This is a genomic window from Streptomyces purpurascens, assembly GCF_045040895.1.
GTDB classification, from domain to species: Bacteria; Actinomycetota; Actinomycetes; order Streptomycetales; family Streptomycetaceae; genus Streptomyces; species Streptomyces purpurascens.
Window position 1 is genome coordinate 1,863,250 of record NZ_CP108341.1, and the last position, 16,802, is coordinate 1,880,051.

16 protein-coding genes are annotated in these 16,802 nt (G+C 69.7%); 2 read left to right on the forward strand and 14 right to left on the reverse strand.

Going from position 1 to position 16,802, the window contains the following annotated elements; genetic code table 11:
• Positions 1–12: 12 nt before the first annotated feature.
• The 5 genes from OHU35_RS08505 to OHU35_RS08525 form a co-directional block, all read right to left on the reverse strand.
• Positions 13–990, reverse strand: coding sequence for a YafY family protein (locus OHU35_RS08505; protein WP_189726572.1), 978 nt, complete (start codon positions 988–990; stop codon positions 13–15).
• A 127-nt stretch (positions 991–1,117) separates the two neighbouring features.
• On the reverse strand, positions 1,118–1,489 hold the full coding sequence (locus tag OHU35_RS08510; RefSeq protein ID WP_189726573.1) for an FKBP-type peptidyl-prolyl cis-trans isomerase: 372 nt from the start codon (positions 1,487–1,489) through the stop codon (positions 1,118–1,120).
• A gap of 61 nt (positions 1,490–1,550) precedes the next feature.
• Positions 1,551–2,558, reverse strand: a complete 1,008-nt coding sequence (locus OHU35_RS08515; protein WP_189726574.1) for an FKBP-type peptidyl-prolyl cis-trans isomerase — start codon at positions 2,556–2,558, stop codon at positions 1,551–1,553.
• 130 nt (positions 2,559–2,688) lie between these two features.
• The gene (gene pafA, locus OHU35_RS08520; RefSeq protein WP_184597419.1) at positions 2,689–4,050 is read right to left on the reverse strand and encodes a Pup--protein ligase; all 1,362 of its coding nucleotides are present in this window, start codon (positions 4,048–4,050) and stop codon (positions 2,689–2,691) included.
• A 9-nt stretch (positions 4,051–4,059) separates the two neighbouring features.
• Positions 4,060–5,319 (reverse strand): MFS transporter, encoded by a 1,260-nt coding sequence (locus OHU35_RS08525; protein WP_189726575.1) that lies wholly within the window; start codon positions 5,317–5,319, stop codon positions 4,060–4,062.
• A gap of 89 nt (positions 5,320–5,408) precedes the next feature.
• On the opposite strand from OHU35_RS08525, the gene OHU35_RS08530 reads away from it, so the two are divergent.
• Positions 5,409–6,425 (forward strand): LacI family DNA-binding transcriptional regulator, encoded by a 1,017-nt coding sequence (locus OHU35_RS08530; RefSeq protein ID WP_359896637.1) that lies wholly within the window; start codon positions 5,409–5,411, stop codon positions 6,423–6,425.
• A 312-nt stretch (positions 6,426–6,737) separates the two neighbouring features.
• Here OHU35_RS08530 and prcA read toward each other — a convergent pair whose 3' ends face one another.
• The 6 genes from prcA to arc form a co-directional block, all read right to left on the reverse strand.
• On the reverse strand, positions 6,738–7,490 hold the full coding sequence (gene prcA, locus OHU35_RS08535) for a proteasome subunit alpha (RefSeq protein WP_189726577.1): 753 nt from the start codon (positions 7,488–7,490) through the stop codon (positions 6,738–6,740).
• A 60-nt stretch (positions 7,491–7,550) separates the two neighbouring features.
• Complete coding sequence (prcB, locus tag OHU35_RS08540; protein WP_189726578.1) at positions 7,551–8,396, reverse strand: proteasome subunit beta; 846 nt, start codon at positions 8,394–8,396, stop codon at positions 7,551–7,553.
• Positions 8,348–8,599: an endonuclease domain-containing protein gene (locus OHU35_RS08545; RefSeq protein ID WP_372498798.1), complete on the reverse strand. Its 252-nt coding sequence runs from the start codon at positions 8,597–8,599 to the stop codon at positions 8,348–8,350. The genes prcB and OHU35_RS08545 overlap by 49 nt, the downstream gene beginning before the upstream one ends.
• 98 nt (positions 8,600–8,697) lie before the next feature.
• The gene (locus OHU35_RS08550) at positions 8,698–8,916 is read right to left on the reverse strand and encodes a ubiquitin-like protein Pup (protein WP_019757212.1); all 219 of its coding nucleotides are present in this window, start codon (positions 8,914–8,916) and stop codon (positions 8,698–8,700) included.
• Positions 8,917–9,094: 178 nt separating this feature from the next.
• Positions 9,095–10,606, reverse strand: coding sequence for a depupylase/deamidase Dop (dop, locus tag OHU35_RS08555; protein ID WP_344985039.1), 1,512 nt, complete (start codon positions 10,604–10,606; stop codon positions 9,095–9,097).
• A gap of 234 nt (positions 10,607–10,840) precedes the next feature.
• On the reverse strand, positions 10,841–12,607 hold the full coding sequence (gene arc / locus OHU35_RS08560; protein WP_189726579.1) for a proteasome ATPase: 1,767 nt from the start codon (positions 12,605–12,607) through the stop codon (positions 10,841–10,843).
• Between the two features lie 246 nt (positions 12,608–12,853).
• Between arc and OHU35_RS08565 the strand changes: the two genes are divergently transcribed.
• A complete protein-coding gene (locus OHU35_RS08565; RefSeq protein WP_189726580.1) occupies positions 12,854–13,159 on the forward strand; it encodes a ferredoxin in 306 nt (101 codons plus the stop codon).
• 59 nt (positions 13,160–13,218) lie between these two features.
• Here OHU35_RS08565 and OHU35_RS08570 read toward each other — a convergent pair whose 3' ends face one another.
• The 3 genes from OHU35_RS08570 to OHU35_RS08580 form a co-directional block, all read right to left on the reverse strand.
• Positions 13,219–13,797: a hypothetical protein gene (locus OHU35_RS08570; protein WP_189726581.1), complete on the reverse strand. Its 579-nt coding sequence runs from the start codon at positions 13,795–13,797 to the stop codon at positions 13,219–13,221.
• A 356-nt stretch (positions 13,798–14,153) separates the two neighbouring features.
• Complete coding sequence (locus OHU35_RS08575; protein WP_189726582.1) at positions 14,154–15,056, reverse strand: tRNA (adenine-N1)-methyltransferase; 903 nt, start codon at positions 15,054–15,056, stop codon at positions 14,154–14,156.
• A gap of 40 nt (positions 15,057–15,096) precedes the next feature.
• Positions 15,097–16,728, reverse strand: coding sequence for a site-2 protease family protein (locus OHU35_RS08580; protein ID WP_189726583.1), 1,632 nt, complete (start codon positions 16,726–16,728; stop codon positions 15,097–15,099).
• Positions 16,729–16,802 lie beyond the last annotated feature (74 nt).

The window sequence follows — 16,802 nt, forward strand, 5'->3', positions numbered from 1 at the left end:
GTCCGCTCCCCCTCAGCCCTTGGCCACGGCCCGCAGCCGGTCCACCACGTCTGCCCGCAGCTCGGCGGGCTCCAGGACGACCACGTCCGGCCCGAACTCCACCAGCCAGGCGTCCAGCCCGTGGCCGTACGGAATATCCAACTCGTCCCAGCCGTCGCCGAGTTCCCGTACGGCGGTGGCCTTCGCCCGAAGGGGGTACCCCGCGCCCGAGCGCAGCCGGATCCGGGCGGAGCGGTCGGCGATCTCCCCGGCCCAGCCCGCGACGGTCTCACGGACGGTGACGACGTCCGGCACGGGAGCGCTGTACCGGCCGCCGCGCGAGCGGACCTTGCCGGTGATCCGGGACAGCCGGAAGACCCGCTCGGCGCCCCGGTCGCGGTCCCAGCCCGCGAGGTACCAGTGGCCGCGCCAGCACTCGAGCGCCCACGGCTCCACGTGCCGCTGCTCGGGCTGGGCGGCGGTGGCCTTGCGGTAGTCGAAGACCACAGGGCGGCGGTCCCGGCAGGCGAGCATCAGCGGCTCGAACGCCGCCTCGTGCACGGGGATCCGCGGCTCCAGCGCGCCGTGCGGCCCGTAGGGGTCGACATCCTCGGGCAGGCCCGCCGCGCGCAGCTTCTGCAGGGCACCGCTGGCCGCGCCGGCGAGCCGGGCCTGCTGCCACACCTTGGCGGCGACCCCGAGGGCCGCGGCCTCCTCGGCGTCCAGGGTGATGGGCGGGAGGCGGTTGCTGTCACGCCGGGCCAGGTAGCCGATCTCGCCCTCGAGGCTCTCGACGGTCTCGATGACCAGTCCGAGTTCGCGCAGGTCGTCCTTGTCGCGCTCGAACATGCGGTTGAAGGAGTCGTCGGATCCGGTGGCGCCGTTCCCCGGTCCGAAGGCCTCGACGTAGGCCTCGATGGAATCGCGCAGCTCACGCTTGCTGAGCGGCCGCCGCGTCCCGAGCAGACACAGCGCCAGGTTCATCAGCCGCTCGGCCTTGGCAATGGCCATCGACGCCCTTCGCCTCCCTATGGTGCTTACGACCGATGACCGTACCGCCCCGCGGTGGCCCGGCAAAGCCGAGGGCCCATGCCCGAACAGGCATGGGCCCCAGGTGATCGAGTCTGTCGAACCTTGCTCAGACCCCGAGCAGGTCGACCACGAAGATCAGCGTCTCGCCGGGCTTGATCAGAGGGGTCGGGCTCTGGTTGCCGTAGGCGAGGTGGGCGGGGACGGTCAGCTGTCGGCGGCCGCCGACCTTCATGCCCTGCACGCCCTGGTCCCAGCCCTGGATGACCCGGCCGCCGCCCAGCGGGAAGCGGAACGGGGTGCCGCGGTTCCAGCTGGCGTCGAACTCCTCGCCCGTGCTGAAGGCGACACCGACGTAGTGCACGGTGACGGTCTGGCCGGCCTGCGCGACCGGGCCGTCGCCTTCCCAGATGTCCTTGATCTCGAGGTCCGCCGGGGGCTCGCCGCCCGGGAAGTCGACCTCGGGCTTGTCGATGCTCACGTCTCTGGCTCCTGCTTGTCTGCGAAAAGGCGAACACGCACAGTCTTACATCCCCCGCACGTCACAGCTTCGCGAGGATGTCCACCGAAAAGACCAGCGTGGAGTCCTTCTTGATGCCGCTGCCCTGCGGCGGCTTGTCGCCGTAGCCCAGCGCCGGCGGGATGACGATGAGGACCCGGCTGCCCACCTTCTTGCCGGTCAGGCCCTGCGCCCAGCCCTTGACGACCTGCTGGAGCGAGAACGACACCAGCTGCTTGTTGGCGTACGACGAGTCGAACTCCTTGCCGCCGTCCCACAGCACGCCCTTGTACTGCACCAGGACGCTGTCGTCGGCGGCGACCTTCTCGCCGTCACCCTCCAGGACGTACTCCGCGACGAGCTTCTTGGGGGCGGTCGCCTTGGGCACCTCGATGGAGGGCGCCTTGCCGTCGGTGTTGGTGCCGACCTTGGGCAGGTCCGCGTCGTCCTGGGCGACCTCCTCGCCCTTGGCGGAGCTGGTGGCGTTGAACGTGTCCTGCACGTCGACGACGAAGACCAGCGTGTCGGTGCCCTTGATGCCCGCCTGCGGGTTGCCCTGCGAGCCGTAGCCCCAGGTGGGCGGGACGGCCATCTCGACACGGCTGCCGGCCTTCTTGCCGGCCAGCGCGTACCGCCAGCCGTCGATGATCTGGCCCTGGGCGAGCTGGATGGCCAGGCGCGTCTTGCGGTCGTAGGAGTTGTCGAAGACCTTGGCGGTGCTCCAGACCTGGCCCAGGTAGTTCGCGACGACGAAGTCGTTCTCCGCGACGGTCTTGCCGCTGCCCGCGATCAGCGTCTTCACCGCGAGCTGCTTCGACGGCTCACCGCTGCCCTTGGCGATCGTCGGTTTCTCGTCGAACTTCGTGCCCGCGGTGACCGCCGGCAGCGGGCCGTCCACGATCTTCGGCGGCGGCGCCGAGGACGGGGCCGATGCCGAGGGCGAGGGCGAAGGGCTGTCGCTGGCCTTGCTCGAATCCGACTTGTCGTCGCCGCATGCGGCGAGCGTGGCCAGTCCTGCGGGTACAGAGATGAGAAGTGAGCGTCGGCGCACTGTGGGGGCCTCGTAATCGATCGATCTCGTTGATGGCGTGCGCGCAACTCTACGGCGTGAGCAGGGCGCCGTACTTGTAACGTACGGCGCCCGTGTGGCGTTCCGGCTAATTCCCCGCCGGCGCAATTCCTCACATTCCGGCGATCAGCTTCTCCACCCGATCGTCCACCGAACGGAACGGGTCCTTGCACAAGACGGTGCGCTGGGCCTGGTCGTTGAGCTTGAGGTGAACCCAGTCGACCGTGAAGTCACGGCGCTGTTCCTGGGCACGCCGGATGAAGTCGCCGCGCAGCCGGGCCCGAGTGGTCTGCGGCGGAACCGACTTGCCCTCGAAGATCTTCAGGTCGTTGCAGATCCGTGCCGCCTGGCCCTTCTTCTCGAGCAGGTAGTACAGGCCACGACGGCGGTGGATGTCGTGGTAGGCGAGGTCTATCTGCGCGACCCGCGGGTGCGACATGGTCATGTTGTTCTTGCTGCGGTACCGCTCGATGAGCTTGTACTTCATGACCCAGTCGATCTCGGTGCCGATGCGGTCGAGGTCCTCGGCCTCGATCGCGTCCAGCGTGCGGCCCCACAGCTCCAGGACCTGCTCGACGGTGCCGGTGCGGATGCCGCGGCGCTCGCAGAAGTCCACGGCCTTCTCGTAGTACTCGCGCTGTACCTCCAGGGCGGAGGCCTCACGGCCGCTGGCCAGGCGCACCTTGCGCCGGCCGGTGATGTCGTGGCTGACCTCGCGGATCGCCCGGATCGGGTTCTCCAGGGTCAGGTCGCGCATCACGGTGCCCGCCTCGATCATGCGCAGCACCAGGTCGGTGGCGCCGACCTTCAGCAACATGGTCGTCTCGGACATGTTCGAGTCGCCCACGATGACGTGCAGGCGGCGGTAGCGCTCGGCGTCCGCGTGCGGCTCGTCGCGCGTGTTGATGATCGGCCGGGAGCGGGTCGTCGCCGAGGAGACGCCCTCCCAGATGTGCTCGGCACGCTGGCTGACGCAGTAGACGGCCCCGCGCGGCGTCTGCAGCACCTTGCCGGCACCGCACAGCAGCTGCCTCGTCACCAGAAACGGAATGAGAATGTCCGCGAGCCGGGAGAACTCCCCGTGCCGGGCGACCAGATAGTTCTCGTGGCAGCCGTAGGAGTTGCCCGCCGAATCGGTGTTGTTCTTGAAGAGGTAGACGTCGCCCGCGATTCCCTCCTCGTGCAGGCGTCGTTCGGCGTCCACCAGGAGTCCTTCGAGAATGCGCTCGCCCGCTTTGTCGTGGGTGACCAGTTCGGTCACGTTGTCACATTCCGGTGTGGCGTATTCCGGATGTGAACCCACGTCGAGATAGAGGCGGGCGCCGTTTCGCAGAAAGACATTGCTGCTGCGGCCCCATGACACGACACGGCGGAAGAGGTACCGCGCCACCTCGTCAGGAGACAGGCGGCGCTGTCCCCTGAACGTGCACGTGACGCCGTACTCGTTCTCCAGCCCGAAAATGCGGCGGTCCATGAGGGAACATTACGCCCGATCCCCTGAACTGAAACGGGGTTCGGGGGCACGGTTTGGATCATTTTCCGAACCGGACACAACAACCGCTCCCCCGCCGGGAACTGCGAGTACCCGTCCTGTGGCGGCCAAAACCAGCAGGGACACGCCCCCCGCGGCACCCGGCACGGCGAAGCCCCACAAGGCCCCGCCCACCTCTACGACGGGCCCCGCGACGCCCGCTCCGACCGAGTGGCCCACGGTGAACGTCGTCACCAGCCAGGAGAACGCCTCGGTGACCGTGCCGCGCGGGGCGTGACGGTCGACCAGGACGAAGGCGCAGGCGATGGCGGGCGCGAGGAAGACACCGGCGAGCGCGGTCAGCGCCACCATGGGCACCGCGTCCGGCAGGAGAAGCAGCGGCAGGTAACACACCACCAGAAGGGCTACCAGCACCTGCAGTCGCCGCGCGGGCTCACCGGCCCACTGCCGGGCCCCGTAGACCGTGCCGCCGACCAGCGCCCCGAATCCCAGGGCGGCCATCAGCCAGCCGTACACGGCGTCACCGCCGTGCGCGTCCGCGTAGGGCACCGAGGCGACGGTGATGGACCCGAGCGCCATCCCGATGAACAGGAACGCCGCCAGCAGCGCCAGCAGCCCCGCCGAGCGCAGCGCGCCCAGCCAGTGCGCCTCCCGCGGCGCCGATCGCCAGGCACGCGAGGGCGGCGAGACGACCACGGACAGCGCCCCCAGCACCCCGACCACGTTCAGCACGAGCAGCGCGACCTGGGCCGACCACAGGGACACGCACAGCGTGACGAGCAGCGGCCCGACGGTGAACATCACCTCCTGGGCCACGGCGTCCATGGCGTACGCCGTGTGCACCTGGTCCTCCTTCCGGAGGACCGAGGACCACAGGGCCCGCAGCCCGCCCTCCAAGGGCGGTGTGAAGAGCCCCGCGGCCGCGACGGCGGCATACGCGAGCGGCAGCGACCCGATCCCGGCGAAGGCGAACACGGCCATCGCGAGCCCCGACAGAACAGCCGCCGGCAACTGCACGCGCGGCTGCCCGCGCAGGTCCACGAGCCTGCCCAGCACCGGCTGCCCCACGGCGTTGGCGACGCCGTACACGCCCGCCAGCGCCCCCGCCAGGCTGTACGAACCGCCCTCCGCCCGCACGAACAGCAGGATCGCGATGGCGCCGGTGGCATTGGGCAGCCGTCCCACGAGCGTGCCGACGAGCAGCCGGGCGGCGTGTCGCGCCCGAAGGATCTCCAGGTATCCCGTAGCCATGTCCCCGCCCTAGGTTTTACGTATAACGTCAACGGTTCATACGTACCATGTCCGCTGTTCACGAGTCCAGACGAAGGAGCGGCCCGACGGTGGCACGAGGCAGCACACGCCCCACGAGCCGGGACGTCGCCCAGGCCGCCGGCGTCTCCCAGGCGGCGGTCTCCCTGGTCCTGGGCGACAAGTGGCGCGGACGCGTCTCGGAGGCGACCGCCGAGCGGGTCCGCGAGGCCGCACGCGATCTGGGCTACCGCCCGAACCTGGCCGCCCGCAACCTGCGCCTGGGCCGCACTCGCACGGTCTTGCTGGTGGTCCCGGCCCTCACCACGGAGTTTTTCGCGGGCGTCTACACGGGCGCCGCCCGCGTCGCCGCCGAGCACGGATTCGGCGTCGTCCTCTACCCCTCCCCCGAGGGCGTCGGCCCCGCCCGCGACCCCTTCGCCTCCGCCCAGGCCGCCCTGGACGGCGTGATCGCCTCCTCCATGGCGGCCGACGCGCTCACCGCGATTCGCGGGGACCAGCTGCCCCTGGTGATGCTGGACAGCGATCCGGAGGGGAGCCTGGGTGCGGCGACCGTGAACCTGGACATCGCCGACGGTGTCCGCCAGGTCGCGGAACACCTGCTGTCCCTGGGCCACCGCCGCTTCCTCCATCTGGCGGCGGACGTACCGTCCTGGACGTTCGAGGTACGGGCCCGGGAACTGGCGAGCCGGCTGAGGGATGTGCCCGGTACATCGGTACGCACGACCCGCGCACCGATCTCCATCGAGGGTGCCGTAACGGCCACGGAGGCCGCCCTCTCGCTGCCCGGGCCGCGCCCTACCGCCCTGGTGTGCGACGACGACAAGCTGGCCGCCGGAGCGTACAAGGCGGTCCGCCGCCTCGGCCTACGCGTCCCGGACGACGTCTCGGTCACGGGCCTGGACGATCTGGCCCTGGCCACGGCCATCGACCCGGAACTGACGACGGTCCGCCTGGACGCGGAACTCTTCGGGGAACGGGGCATGCGGGCCCTGCTGGCCGTCATGGAGGGCCGCGCGCCCGAGGGCGGGGACATCCCGGTGCAACTGGTCGTACGGGGCTCCACGGCGCCACCGGGCCTGCCGTAGCCGCTCGGCGACGGTTGCTGGGGCCGGTGGGTCCGCAGCCCGGCGGAGCGGGGTGCCGCTGCGCCCACCCGTGCCGCCCCTAGCGGCACGCATGCCCGCAGCTGGGTACGCACGGAAGGGGACGTGTCGGGGGGTGTCCGCCCGCAGCTGGTTGGCGCGTCAACGCCAGTCAGTCGGTCTCTCACCCCATCGCGCCGTTCCGAGGACGGACACCCCCCGACACGGCCCCGACCCACCACCGGCGAGCAGGCGCAGACGCGCGCCCCAGCCGCAACAGCAGCCAGGACGCGCGACGTGAACGATCGAGCCGAGCTACTCGGAGTCCTCGGAGGTCTCGGAGGCCGTCTCCTCGGCGCCCCCGTCTCCCTCCGCCCCCAGCAGCCGGGACAGCTGACGCCCACCGATCCGCTTGAACTTGCGCTTCTGCGGCCGCGTACGGTCCAGCACCGCCACCTCCAGCCGCTCCGCGGGAATCTCCCGCTCAGTGCCGTTGGTGTCGCGCGACAGCGCCTGCACCGCCAGCTTAAGGGCCTCGGCCAGCGTCATACCGTCCCGGTGGCGCTGGTCCAGGTAGCTGCTGATCTGCTCCGCATTACCCCCCACCGCGACCGAGCCGTGCTCGTCCACGATCGAGCCGTCGTGCGGGAGACGGTAGAGCTGGTCGCCCTCCCGGGTCTCCCCCACCTCGGCGACCACCAGCTCCACCTCGTACGGCTTCTCGGCCGCGGAGGAGAAGATCGTGCCCAAGGTCTGCGCGTAGACGTTGGCCAGGCCACGGGCCGTCACGTCATCGCGGTCGTAGGTGTAACCCCGCAGGTCGGCGTACCGCACCCCACCGATCCGCAGGTTCTCGTACTCGTTGTACTTGCCGGCGGCGGCGAAACCGATCCGGTCGTAGATCTCGCTGAACTTGTGCAGCGCACGGGACGGGTTCTCGCCGACGAACACGATGCCGTCGGCGAACTGCAGCACGACCAGGCTGCGGCCACGGGCGATGCCCTTGCGGGCGTACTCCGCCCGGTCGGCCATCTGCTGCTGAGGTGAAACATAGAACGGCGTCGACACCGGTTATCCGTCCCTTTCTGTGGAAGTCACTGGATCACCCTGACAAGAAACGGCCGCTGCCTAGAGCAGCGCGGCCCGCGGGCCGTCCGGCTGCTCGAGGCGCCGCGCCAGGATCGAGCGGGCGATCTCGGAGGATTCCTCCTCGGTGAGCCGGCGGAAGCCGTCCTCGGTGATCACGGTGACGATCGGGTAGATCCGGCGGGCGACGTCGGGACCGCCTGTCGCCGAGTCGTCGTCGGCCGCGTCGTACAGGGCCTGGACCACCAGGGTCGTGGCCTCTTCCTCGCTCAGGTCGTCACGGAAGAGCTTCTTCATGGCGCCACGCGCGAAGATCGAGCCCGAGCCGGTGGCCGCGAAGTTCGTCTCCTCGGAGCGGCCGCCCGTCACGTCGTACGAGAAGATCCGGCCCCGGTCGCGGCCCACGTCGTACCCCGCGAACAGCGGCACCACGGCCAAGCCCTGCATGGCCATGCCGAGGTTGGAGCGGATCATCGTCGACAGCCGGTTCGCCTTGCCCTCCAGGGACAGCTGCGCGCCCTCGACCTTCTCGAAGTGCTCCAGCTCCAGCTGGAACAGCTTCACCATCTCCACGGCCAGACCCGCCGTACCGGCGATGCCCACCGCGGAGTACTCGTCGGCCGGGAAGACCTTCTCGATGTCCCGCTGCGCGATGACGTTCCCCATCGTCGCCCGGCGGTCACCGGCCAGCACGACGCCCCCGGGGAACGTCACGGCGACGATCGTGGTCCCGTGCGGCGCCTCGATCACGCCCTGGGTCGGAGGCAGTTGCCTGTTGCCGGGCAGGATCTCCGGCTGGTGCTCGGACAGGAAGTCCATGAAGGAGGAAGACCCTGGCGTCAGGAAGGCAGCTGGTAGACGCCCGGTGCTACGAGTGTTGGCTTCCACGCGATTCCTTCCACGTATGCGACAGCCCGCCCTGTGACGTCGGGCCGATCCTTGGAACAACCCCGGTCCGGTTGTGACCGGGGGCACGATATGCCTCGGACCCTACCCGTCCTTCGGCGGTGATCCACATGTCCGGCGGGACCAACTCCACCGGATCGACGCCGCACTTGCCGGACGCCACCGACGCCCGGAGCGCCGCGCACGAAGGCATTACGTCACTCACTGCCCCGCGCACAGCGCTCCGCGCCCCGCCCGTCCGTCACCCAGACCCGCTCACCTTCGGAATGAAGGCAAAGGCGCCTTACTGGCCACCCTTTTGAACGAAGGAGCGCACGAAGTCCTCGGCGTTCTCCTCGAGGACGTCGTCGATCTCGTCCAGGACCGAGTCCACGTCGTCGCTCAGCTTCTCCTGACGCTCCTTGAGGTCCTCGGAAGCCTGCGTCTCCGCCGCCTGCTCCTCGACCTCCTCGGTGGACCGGGTGGCCTTCTGCTGTCCGCCGCCGGTGTCCTTGGTCGCCATATCCCTCACCCCGCTCGGTTCGCCCGACACAGTTGCTCGGTCAAGATCAGACCCTACTCGCCGGGTCTGACAATGGCCCCGCAGTTGCTCCAACGTACGGGGACCACCTCGATGATTCCCGGACCTGGGATTTTCCACCCTGTCCGGCCGCCTCCTCCCGAGTACCCACGGAACGCGATCATCCGCCGGACAGGACCCTGACCAGGTCTTCCGCCGTGCGGCAGCGGTCCAGGAGCTCCTTGACGTGATTACGCGTTCCGCGAAGCGGTTCCAGGGTTGGAACGCGCTGCAGGGAGTCGCGACCCGGCAGGTCGAAGATCACCGAGTCCCAGGAGGCCGCCGCGACGTCGTCCGCGTACTGCTCCAGGCAGCGACCGCGGAAGTACGCGCGGGTGTCCTCAGGCGGCGCCGTACGGGCCCGCTCGATGTCCGCCTCGGTCAGCAGCCGCTTCATGCGCCCGCGGGCCACCAGACGGTTGTACAGGCCCTTCTCGGGCCGCACGTCGGCGTACTGGAGGTCGACCAGGTGCAGGCGCGCCGCGTCCCAGTCGAGGCTGTCCCGGCGCCGGTAGCCCTCCATGAGCTCCCGCTTGGCGACCCAGTCCAGCTCGCCGGCCAGACTCATCGGGTCGTGCTCCAGTCGGGTGAGGGTGTCCTCCCACCGCGACAGGACGTCCTTGGTCTGGTCGTCGGCGTCGGCCCCGAACCGCTCCTCCACGTACTTGCGGGCGAGCTCGTAGTACTCCATCTGCAGCTGGACCGCGGTGAGCGTCCGGCCGCTACGGAGTGTGACCAGGCGCTTGAGCGACGGGTCGTGCGAGACCTGGTGCAGCGTGCGAACGGGCTGGTCGACGGCCAGGTCCACCGCGATGAAGCCGTCCTCGATCATCGACAGGACGAGAGCCGTCGTACCCAGCTTCAGATACGTCGAGATCTCCGAAAGGTTCGCGTCGCCGATGATCACATGCAGGCGGCGGTACTTCTCGGCGTCCGCGTGCGGCTCGTCGCGGGTGTTGATGATCGGGCGCTTGAGCGTCGTCTCGAGGCCGACCTCCACCTCGAAGTAGTCGGCCCGCTGACTGAGCTGGAAGCCGTGCTCGTGCCCGTCCTGGCCGATGCCGACGCGGCCCGCCCCGGTGAAGACCTGACGGGACACGAAGAACGGCGTCAGATGGCGCACGATGTCCGAGAAGGGGGTCTCCCGCTTCATCAGGTAGTTCTCGTGCGTGCCGTAGGACGCGCCCTTGTTGTCGGTGTTGTTCTTGTACAGGTGGATCGGCTGGGCACCGGGCAGCTGTGCGGCCCGCTCAGCCGCCTCGGCCATGATCCGCTCGCCGGCCTTGTCCCAGAGGACGGCGTCCCGGGGGTTGGTCACCTCGGGGGCGCTGTACTCGGGGTGCGCGTGGTCGACGTAGAGCCGTGCACCGTTGGTGAGGATCACGTTGGCCAGGCCGATGTCCTCGTCGGTGAGCTGGCTGGAGTCGGCGGCCTCGCGGGCGAGGTCGAAGCCTCGCGCGTCCCGCAGCGGGTTCTCCTCCTCGAAGTCCCAGCGAGCCCGGCGGGCCCGGTGCATCGCAGCCGCGTAGGCGTTCACGATCTGGGACGAGGTGAGCATGGCATTGGCGTTGGGGTGGCCGGGGACGGAGATCCCGTACTCCGTCTCGATGCCCATTACTCGCCGTACGGTCATGCGGCCCTCCTTGCCCGGCGGCACCCTCGGTCGTGGGCGCCACTCAGATACCGCTGGCGCTCGGTTGCGTGTGCGGTGCCCGTCCCCGCACTGCGCGACTCGGCGGTACGGAAGAGCCTAGAACGCCTTTGCGCTGGTGGGGAGATCATTTGCGTCATTGCGTTGCTCCAGCCGTGGCCTGAAAAACAGTCGGCTGCGGGTACCCGCCGAGGGCACCCGCAGCCGCCCTGCCTTTTACAGGTACTGACCGGTGTTCGCCACCGTGTCGATGGAGCGTCCGGTGTCCGCGCCCTGCTTTCCGGTGATGAGCGTACGGATGTACACGATCCGCTCGCCCTTCTTTCCGGAGATCCGGGCCCAGTCGTCCGGGTTGGTGGTGTTGGGCAGGTCCTCGTTCTCCTTGAACTCGTCCACGCAGGCCTGGAGGAGGTGGGAGACGCGGAGACCCTTCTGGTTCTTCTCGAGGAAGTCCTTGATCGCCATCTTCTTGGCACGGCCCACGATGTTCTCGATCATGGCGCCGGAATTGAAGTCCTTGAAGTAGAGGACTTCCTTGTCACCATTGGCGTAGGTGACCTCCAGGAAGCGGTTCTCCTCGGACTCGGCGTACATCTGTTCCACGGCCGTCTGGATCATGCTCTGGACCGTGGACGCCTTGGAGTCGCCGTGCTCGGCGAGGTCGTCGCCGTGCAGCGGGAGGCGCTCGGTGAGGTACTTGCCGAAGATGTCCTTGGCCGCCTCGGCGTCCGGACGCTCGATCTTGATCTTCACATCGAGCCGGCCGGGCCGCAGGATGGCGGGGTCGATCATGTCCTCACGGTTGGAGGCGCCGATCACGACCACGTTCTGCAGGCCCTCCACTCCGTCGATCTCGGCGAGCAGCTGCGGGACGATGGTGTTCTCCACGTCCGAGCTGACACCGGAGCCACGGGTGCGGAAGAGGGACTCCATCTCGTCGAAGAAGACGATGACGGGGGTGCCCTCACTGGCCTTCTCACGGGCCCGCTGGAAGACGAGGCGGATCTGCCGCTCCGTCTCACCGACGTACTTGTTCAGGAGCTCCGGGCCCTTGATGTTGAGGAAGAAGCTCTTGCCCTGGGCCTGGCCGGTCACCTCGGCGACCTTCTTGGCCAGCGAGTTGGCCACGGCCTTGGCGATCAGGGTTTTTCCGCAGCCAGGAGGCCCGTACAGCAGGACGCCCTTCGGCGGCCGCAGTTCGTGCTCCTTGAACAGGTCCGGGTAGAGATACGGGAGCTCGACCGCGTCTCGGATGGCCTCGATCTGGCCGCCGAGACCGCCGATCTGCTCGTAGCCGATGTCGGGGACCTCTTCGAGGACGAGCTCCTCGACCTCGCTCTTCGGCACGACCTCGTAGACGTAGCCGGAGCGGGGTTCGAGCAGGAGGGCGTCGCCGGGGCGGATGGTGACGTCCAGCAGCGGCTCGGCGAGCCGCACCACCCGCTCCTCGTCGGTGTGCCCGAGCACCAGGGCCCGCTCGCCGTCCTCGAGGATCTCCTTGAGAGTGACGATGTCTCCGACGCTCTCGTACTCCATGGCCTCGACCACGTTGAGCGCTTCGTTGAGCATCAATTCCTGGCCGCGCCGGAGCTCGTCGAGCTCGACGCTGGGGCTGACGTTCACCCTGAGCTTGCGGCCGCCGGTGAAGATGTCGGCGGTGCCGTCCTCGTTCGCCTGCAGGAAGACCCCGAAGCCGGCCGGCGGCTGCGCGAGCCGGTCGACCTCCTCCTTGAGGGCCACAATCTGGTCACGGGCCTCACGGAGCGTGTTGGCGAGTCGCTCGTTCTGCGCGGACACGCCGGCCAGATTGGTCTGCAGCTCGACGATCCGCTCTTCGAGAATCCTCGTGTGTCGCGGAGAGTCGGCGAGCTTGCGTCGCAGGACGGCGATCTCCTGCTCAAGGTAGGCGATCTGCCCGGCCGGGTCGTCGGACCCGCGTCCCGGGCGGATGCCGCGGTTCATGTCGTCGTCGTGGGCTGCCACGGTCCTCACCTCCTCCAAGGGGAGCTGGACGCTTCCAGACCCTACCTGGGCGGGTGTCGATTGAAACCCCTAGATCACAAAGACGGTCGGGGTGTGTCCGATCTTCACCCTTGCGCTCTCCCTCACGCCAGGGGAATACCCATCGAACATGAATGGAACCCAGCCGGAGGTAGGGTCGAAGCGTTCAACACCCGTCAGAGCTGGCCGGATTCCCGATACGGCTCGACGCATGAAACGGCAGGAGACATGAGCGTGCAGCAGGAGGCCGGTGTCCACGGCGAGGCTCTGGAGGTCTGGATCGACCAGGACCTGTGTACCGGCGACGGCATCTGCGCCCAGTACGCGCCCGAGGTGTTCGAGCTGGACATCGACGGTCTGGCCTATGTGAAGAGCGCCGACGACGAGCTGCTCCAGGACAAGGGCGCCACAACGCCCGTACCGCTGCCGCTTCTCACGGACGTGGTCGACTCCGCGAAGGAGTGTCCGGGCGAGTGCATCCACGTACGTCGAGTTTCGGACAGGGCCGAGGTCTACGGTCCGGACGCGGAGTGACTCCTTCCGTACACTCCGTCACTACTGTCTGATATCTCACACGTGGGGGCGCGGGCGCCTCACACGCTGCGGGCGCCGGACGGTGTCGAGCGGACGAACGCGCCGTTCTGCCAACGCCATTTCACGTCGCTCTTCACGTCGGGGCAGCAACGCGGCACGTCGGCCGACGAGTAGCCGAAGAGCGTGGCCGTCACGGCTCCCTGACGTACGGCGAAGTCACTGACGGTGTTGCCGTCCTTGGGGTCGAGCAGGGTCGCCACCACGCGCGGCTTGCCGCCGTCGCCGTCCCGGGTGAGGACGTAGACGCCGTCCGGCGGGGTGCCCATCGGGGAGTCGCAGTGGACCACGGCCACCGTCTCGGGGGAACCGTCGCCGTCGAGGTCTCCGGAAGCCCGCTTCTTCACCACGGCCTTCACCGGGCCGCACTCGATCGGGAACGTCACCGCGGCCGGGTCGGGCGGAGCGACGGCCGCCGGAGCGCTTCTGGTCTCGGGGGCGGCCGCCTGGGCCGCTGTCGCCGCACCCGGCTGCAGGAACGAGGAGAGGGCCACGACGCCGGCGACGGCCGTGGCGGTGGCGAGCCAGTGGATGGGGCGGGTGTGGGTGTGGGCGAGCTCCGGGACGGCGGAAGGCTGCACTAGGAGTGTCTCCTGAGGGCTGTGCCGGTGGGATGGCCAAGGGGGGATGGCCAAGATGGTGCCACACGTCACACCACGGGGGAACGGCGGGGTGTGCACGTCCTGTGCCGGGGAAGTCAGAAGAGTTACGGTTCCTGCCGCTGTGTCAGTAGGCCCACCGCGGCACGGGCCGCTGCCGCCGCGCGTCGTGCCGGCGGAGCCGGCCGCGGTCGCGATCCGCCGGGTCAACCGATGAGCGCCGTGGTTCACCCGCGGCGGCCGTCAGGGACAACAGAAAGACGCCGTGGCGGAGTTCCCGGAGTGGATCAGGAAACTCCGCCACGGCGTCTGTGCGTTGTGTGCGGCGGCGGGTCGCCTCAGCGGCCGGTGCCTCCATCGGCGTTGGGTCCGGCGTAGTCCTCGCCGTAGGCGCCCTTGGCGGGGCGGCGGCGGCGCATGGGCGGCTCGACGCCGTCGGCGAGGCGGCGGGCGGTGAGCAGGAAGCCGGTGTGGCCGATCATCCGGTGGTCCGGGCGGACGGCCAGGCCCTCGATGTGCCAGTTGCGGATCATCGACTCCCAGGCGCTCGGCTCGTTGAAGCAGCCGATCTCGCGGATGGACTCGACGGTCCGGGCGAGCTGGGTGGTGGTCGCCACGTAGCAGCACAGGATGCCGCCGGGGACGAGCGCCTTGGAGACGGCCTCCAGGCACTCCCAGGGGGCGAGCATGTCGAGGATGACGCGGTCCACGTCGGCGTCGGACAGGTTGTCCTGGAGGTCACCGACGGTGAGCTGCCAGGCGGGGTGCGGGCCGCCGAAGTAGCGCTCGACGTTCGCCTGGGCGATCTCGGCGAAGTCCGCGCGGCGCTCGTAGCTGTGCAGCATGCCCTGGTCGCCGATGGCGCGCAGCAGGAAGCTGCTCAGCGAGCCGGAGCCCACACCGGCCTCGACGACGCGTGCGCCGGGGAAGATGTCGGCGAAGGCGAGGATCTGCCCCGCGTCCTTCGGATAGACGACGGCAGCCCCGCGGGGCATGGACAGGACATAGTCGGGGAGCAGGGGGCGCAGCGCGAGGTAGGCGACGTTCCCGGTGGTGCGGACAACGCTGCCCTCGGGAGCGCCGATCAGTTCGTCGTGGGGGAAGGAACCCTTGTGGGTGTGGAAGTTCTTCCCGGCCTCGAGCGTGAACGTGTAGTGGCGGCCCTTGGGGTCGGTCAGCTGAACCTGGTCCCCGACCTTGAAGGGCCCGCGCCTGCGGGCGGCACCGGTCGGTTCGGACATGTGAACAGCCTACCGGTCCCCGGAGGGGGCGCCGACCACCTCAGCTGGGCCTTGCCATGGCCTTCACGAAGGCGCGCTCCACGTCGGCCGCCGACAGGACGCCGTAGATCTCGCCGGTCTCCTCGACGACGAGGTACTCGGTGGCGGGTGTCGCCCTGAGGGCGTCGAGCAGTTCCTCCCCCGACAGTTCCGCCGAGACGCGCATGCCGTCGGTGAGGTCCTGGGCGAGGCCGCTGACCGCGACCCAGGGGCGTCGGTGTTCGGGTACGCCGACGATCGCGGCCTCGCGGACCAGCGAGAGGGGTTTGCCGTCGGCGTCGACGACGACCAGGGCACGGGCTCCGGCGGTGTTGGCGCGGCGCAGGGCCTCCGAGAGCGGGGTGTGGGTCTCGACGGGGACCGCGCGGCGGGTGAGCGCACGGGCGCGCAGCTCGGGGAGGTGCTCGCGCAGCCGTGCCATGCGCAGGCTGTTGCCGGCGCCGGTCCAGATGATCGCGGCGAGGATGGCGGCGAGCAGGGCGTCCAGGACGGTGTCCATGCCGACGTTGTCGACGGCGTCGGAGCCGAGGGCGCCGGAATGGGTCAGCAGCGGCAGGCCGATGAGGACGGAGACGGCGAGGGCGCGGCCGACCCAGGCGGCGGCGACGGTGCCGGTCATCGGCCTGCCGGTGATCTTCCAGACGACGGCGCGGAGCATGCGTCCGCCGTCGAGGGGCAGGCCGGGCAGGAGGTTGAACGCGGCCACGATGAGGTTGGAGATCATCAGGCCGGCCAGCAGGACGCCCGGGACGGTGCCGGGGTCCACGGTCTGCATGGCGAGGTAGAAGACGCCCGCGAGCAGGAGGGAGAGCAGGGGCCCGACGAAGGCGAGCACGAACTCGCGGCCGGGGGTCTCGGCCTCCTTCTCGATCTCGGAGACGCCGCCGAAGAACTGGAGCTGGATGCGGCGGACCGGGAGCTTGAAGCGGAGGGCGGCGACGGTGTGGGCCAGTTCGTGGACGAGCACGGAGGCGTAGAAGGCGACCGCGAAGAACAGGGAGACCAGGTACCGGGCGGCGCCGAGCTCGGGCAGGACGCGCTCCAGCTGCCCGCCGAACACCCAGGTGATCAGCGCGGCGACGAGGAACCAGCTGGGCGCGACGTACACGGGGACCCCGAAGGGCCGTCCCATGAGCAGTCCGCCCCGGGGCTCCGGAGGCCGTTGGGGGGCGGGTCCCTTGCCGTCGGCGGAGTGGGCGAGGGGGCGGTCGCCGATGCCGGGCGCGGCGGGCTCGGTGCGGCTGTTCGGGTCAGGGGTGGAGGGCTGCTGCCCGCGGTCCGGGGCGCCGGAGTCCGGGGCTGGGGCCTCACCGGGGTTCTGGCCGGTCGCGGAGTCGCCCGTCGGGCCGGGCTTCCGCAGTGACGGACGGTCTCCTGCGGGTGTCGCTTCGGGTGTCGCGGAGTCTTGGTCCGCGGCGGAGTCGTCCGCGGGCCCGTCCGGCCCGGCCGGCGGTGTCGCCGCGGGGCCTGCCTCCGGGGCGTCGTCGTGCTGCTCGGAGGGGAAACGCCGTCCGTCCGTGGGCTGTTCGTCGGCGGGGGTCGGGTCGGCGGCCCGGGCCGGCGCCCCCGCGTGGCGGTCGGCCGACTCGTCGTTGCCGGATCGCGGCTGCCCGCGCCCGCCGCTCTCGTCCACCGGTGTCCCCTCGTTCGAAGCGTCTCCCGCGCCTGCCGGCCGGGAGGGTCTCGAGTCGATGGTATGCGTCCGTC

What these genes read in the sequence shown, in the direction of transcription:
- OHU35_RS08505 (WP_189726572.1), bottom strand. Translation starts at nt 990, where the DNA reads ATGGCCATTGCCAAGGCCGAGCGGCTGATGAACCTGGCGCTGTGTCTG.
- pafA (WP_184597419.1), bottom strand. Translation starts at nt 4,050, where the DNA reads ATGGACCGCCGCATTTTCGGGCTGGAGAACGAGTACGGCGTCACGTGC.
- OHU35_RS08525 (WP_189726575.1), bottom strand. Translation starts at nt 5,319, where the DNA reads ATGGCTACGGGATACCTGGAGATCCTTCGGGCGCGACACGCCGCCCGG.
- OHU35_RS08550 (WP_019757212.1), bottom strand. Translation starts at nt 8,916, where the DNA reads ATGGCGACCAAGGACACCGGCGGCGGACAGCAGAAGGCCACCCGGTCC.
- dop (WP_344985039.1), bottom strand. Translation starts at nt 10,606, where the DNA reads ATGACCGTACGGCGAGTAATGGGCATCGAGACGGAGTACGGGATCTCC.
- OHU35_RS08565 (WP_189726580.1), top strand. Translation starts at nt 12,854, where the DNA reads ATGAGCGTGCAGCAGGAGGCCGGTGTCCACGGCGAGGCTCTGGAGGTC.
- OHU35_RS08575 (WP_189726582.1), bottom strand. Translation starts at nt 15,056, where the DNA reads ATGTCCGAACCGACCGGTGCCGCCCGCAGGCGCGGGCCCTTCAAGGTC.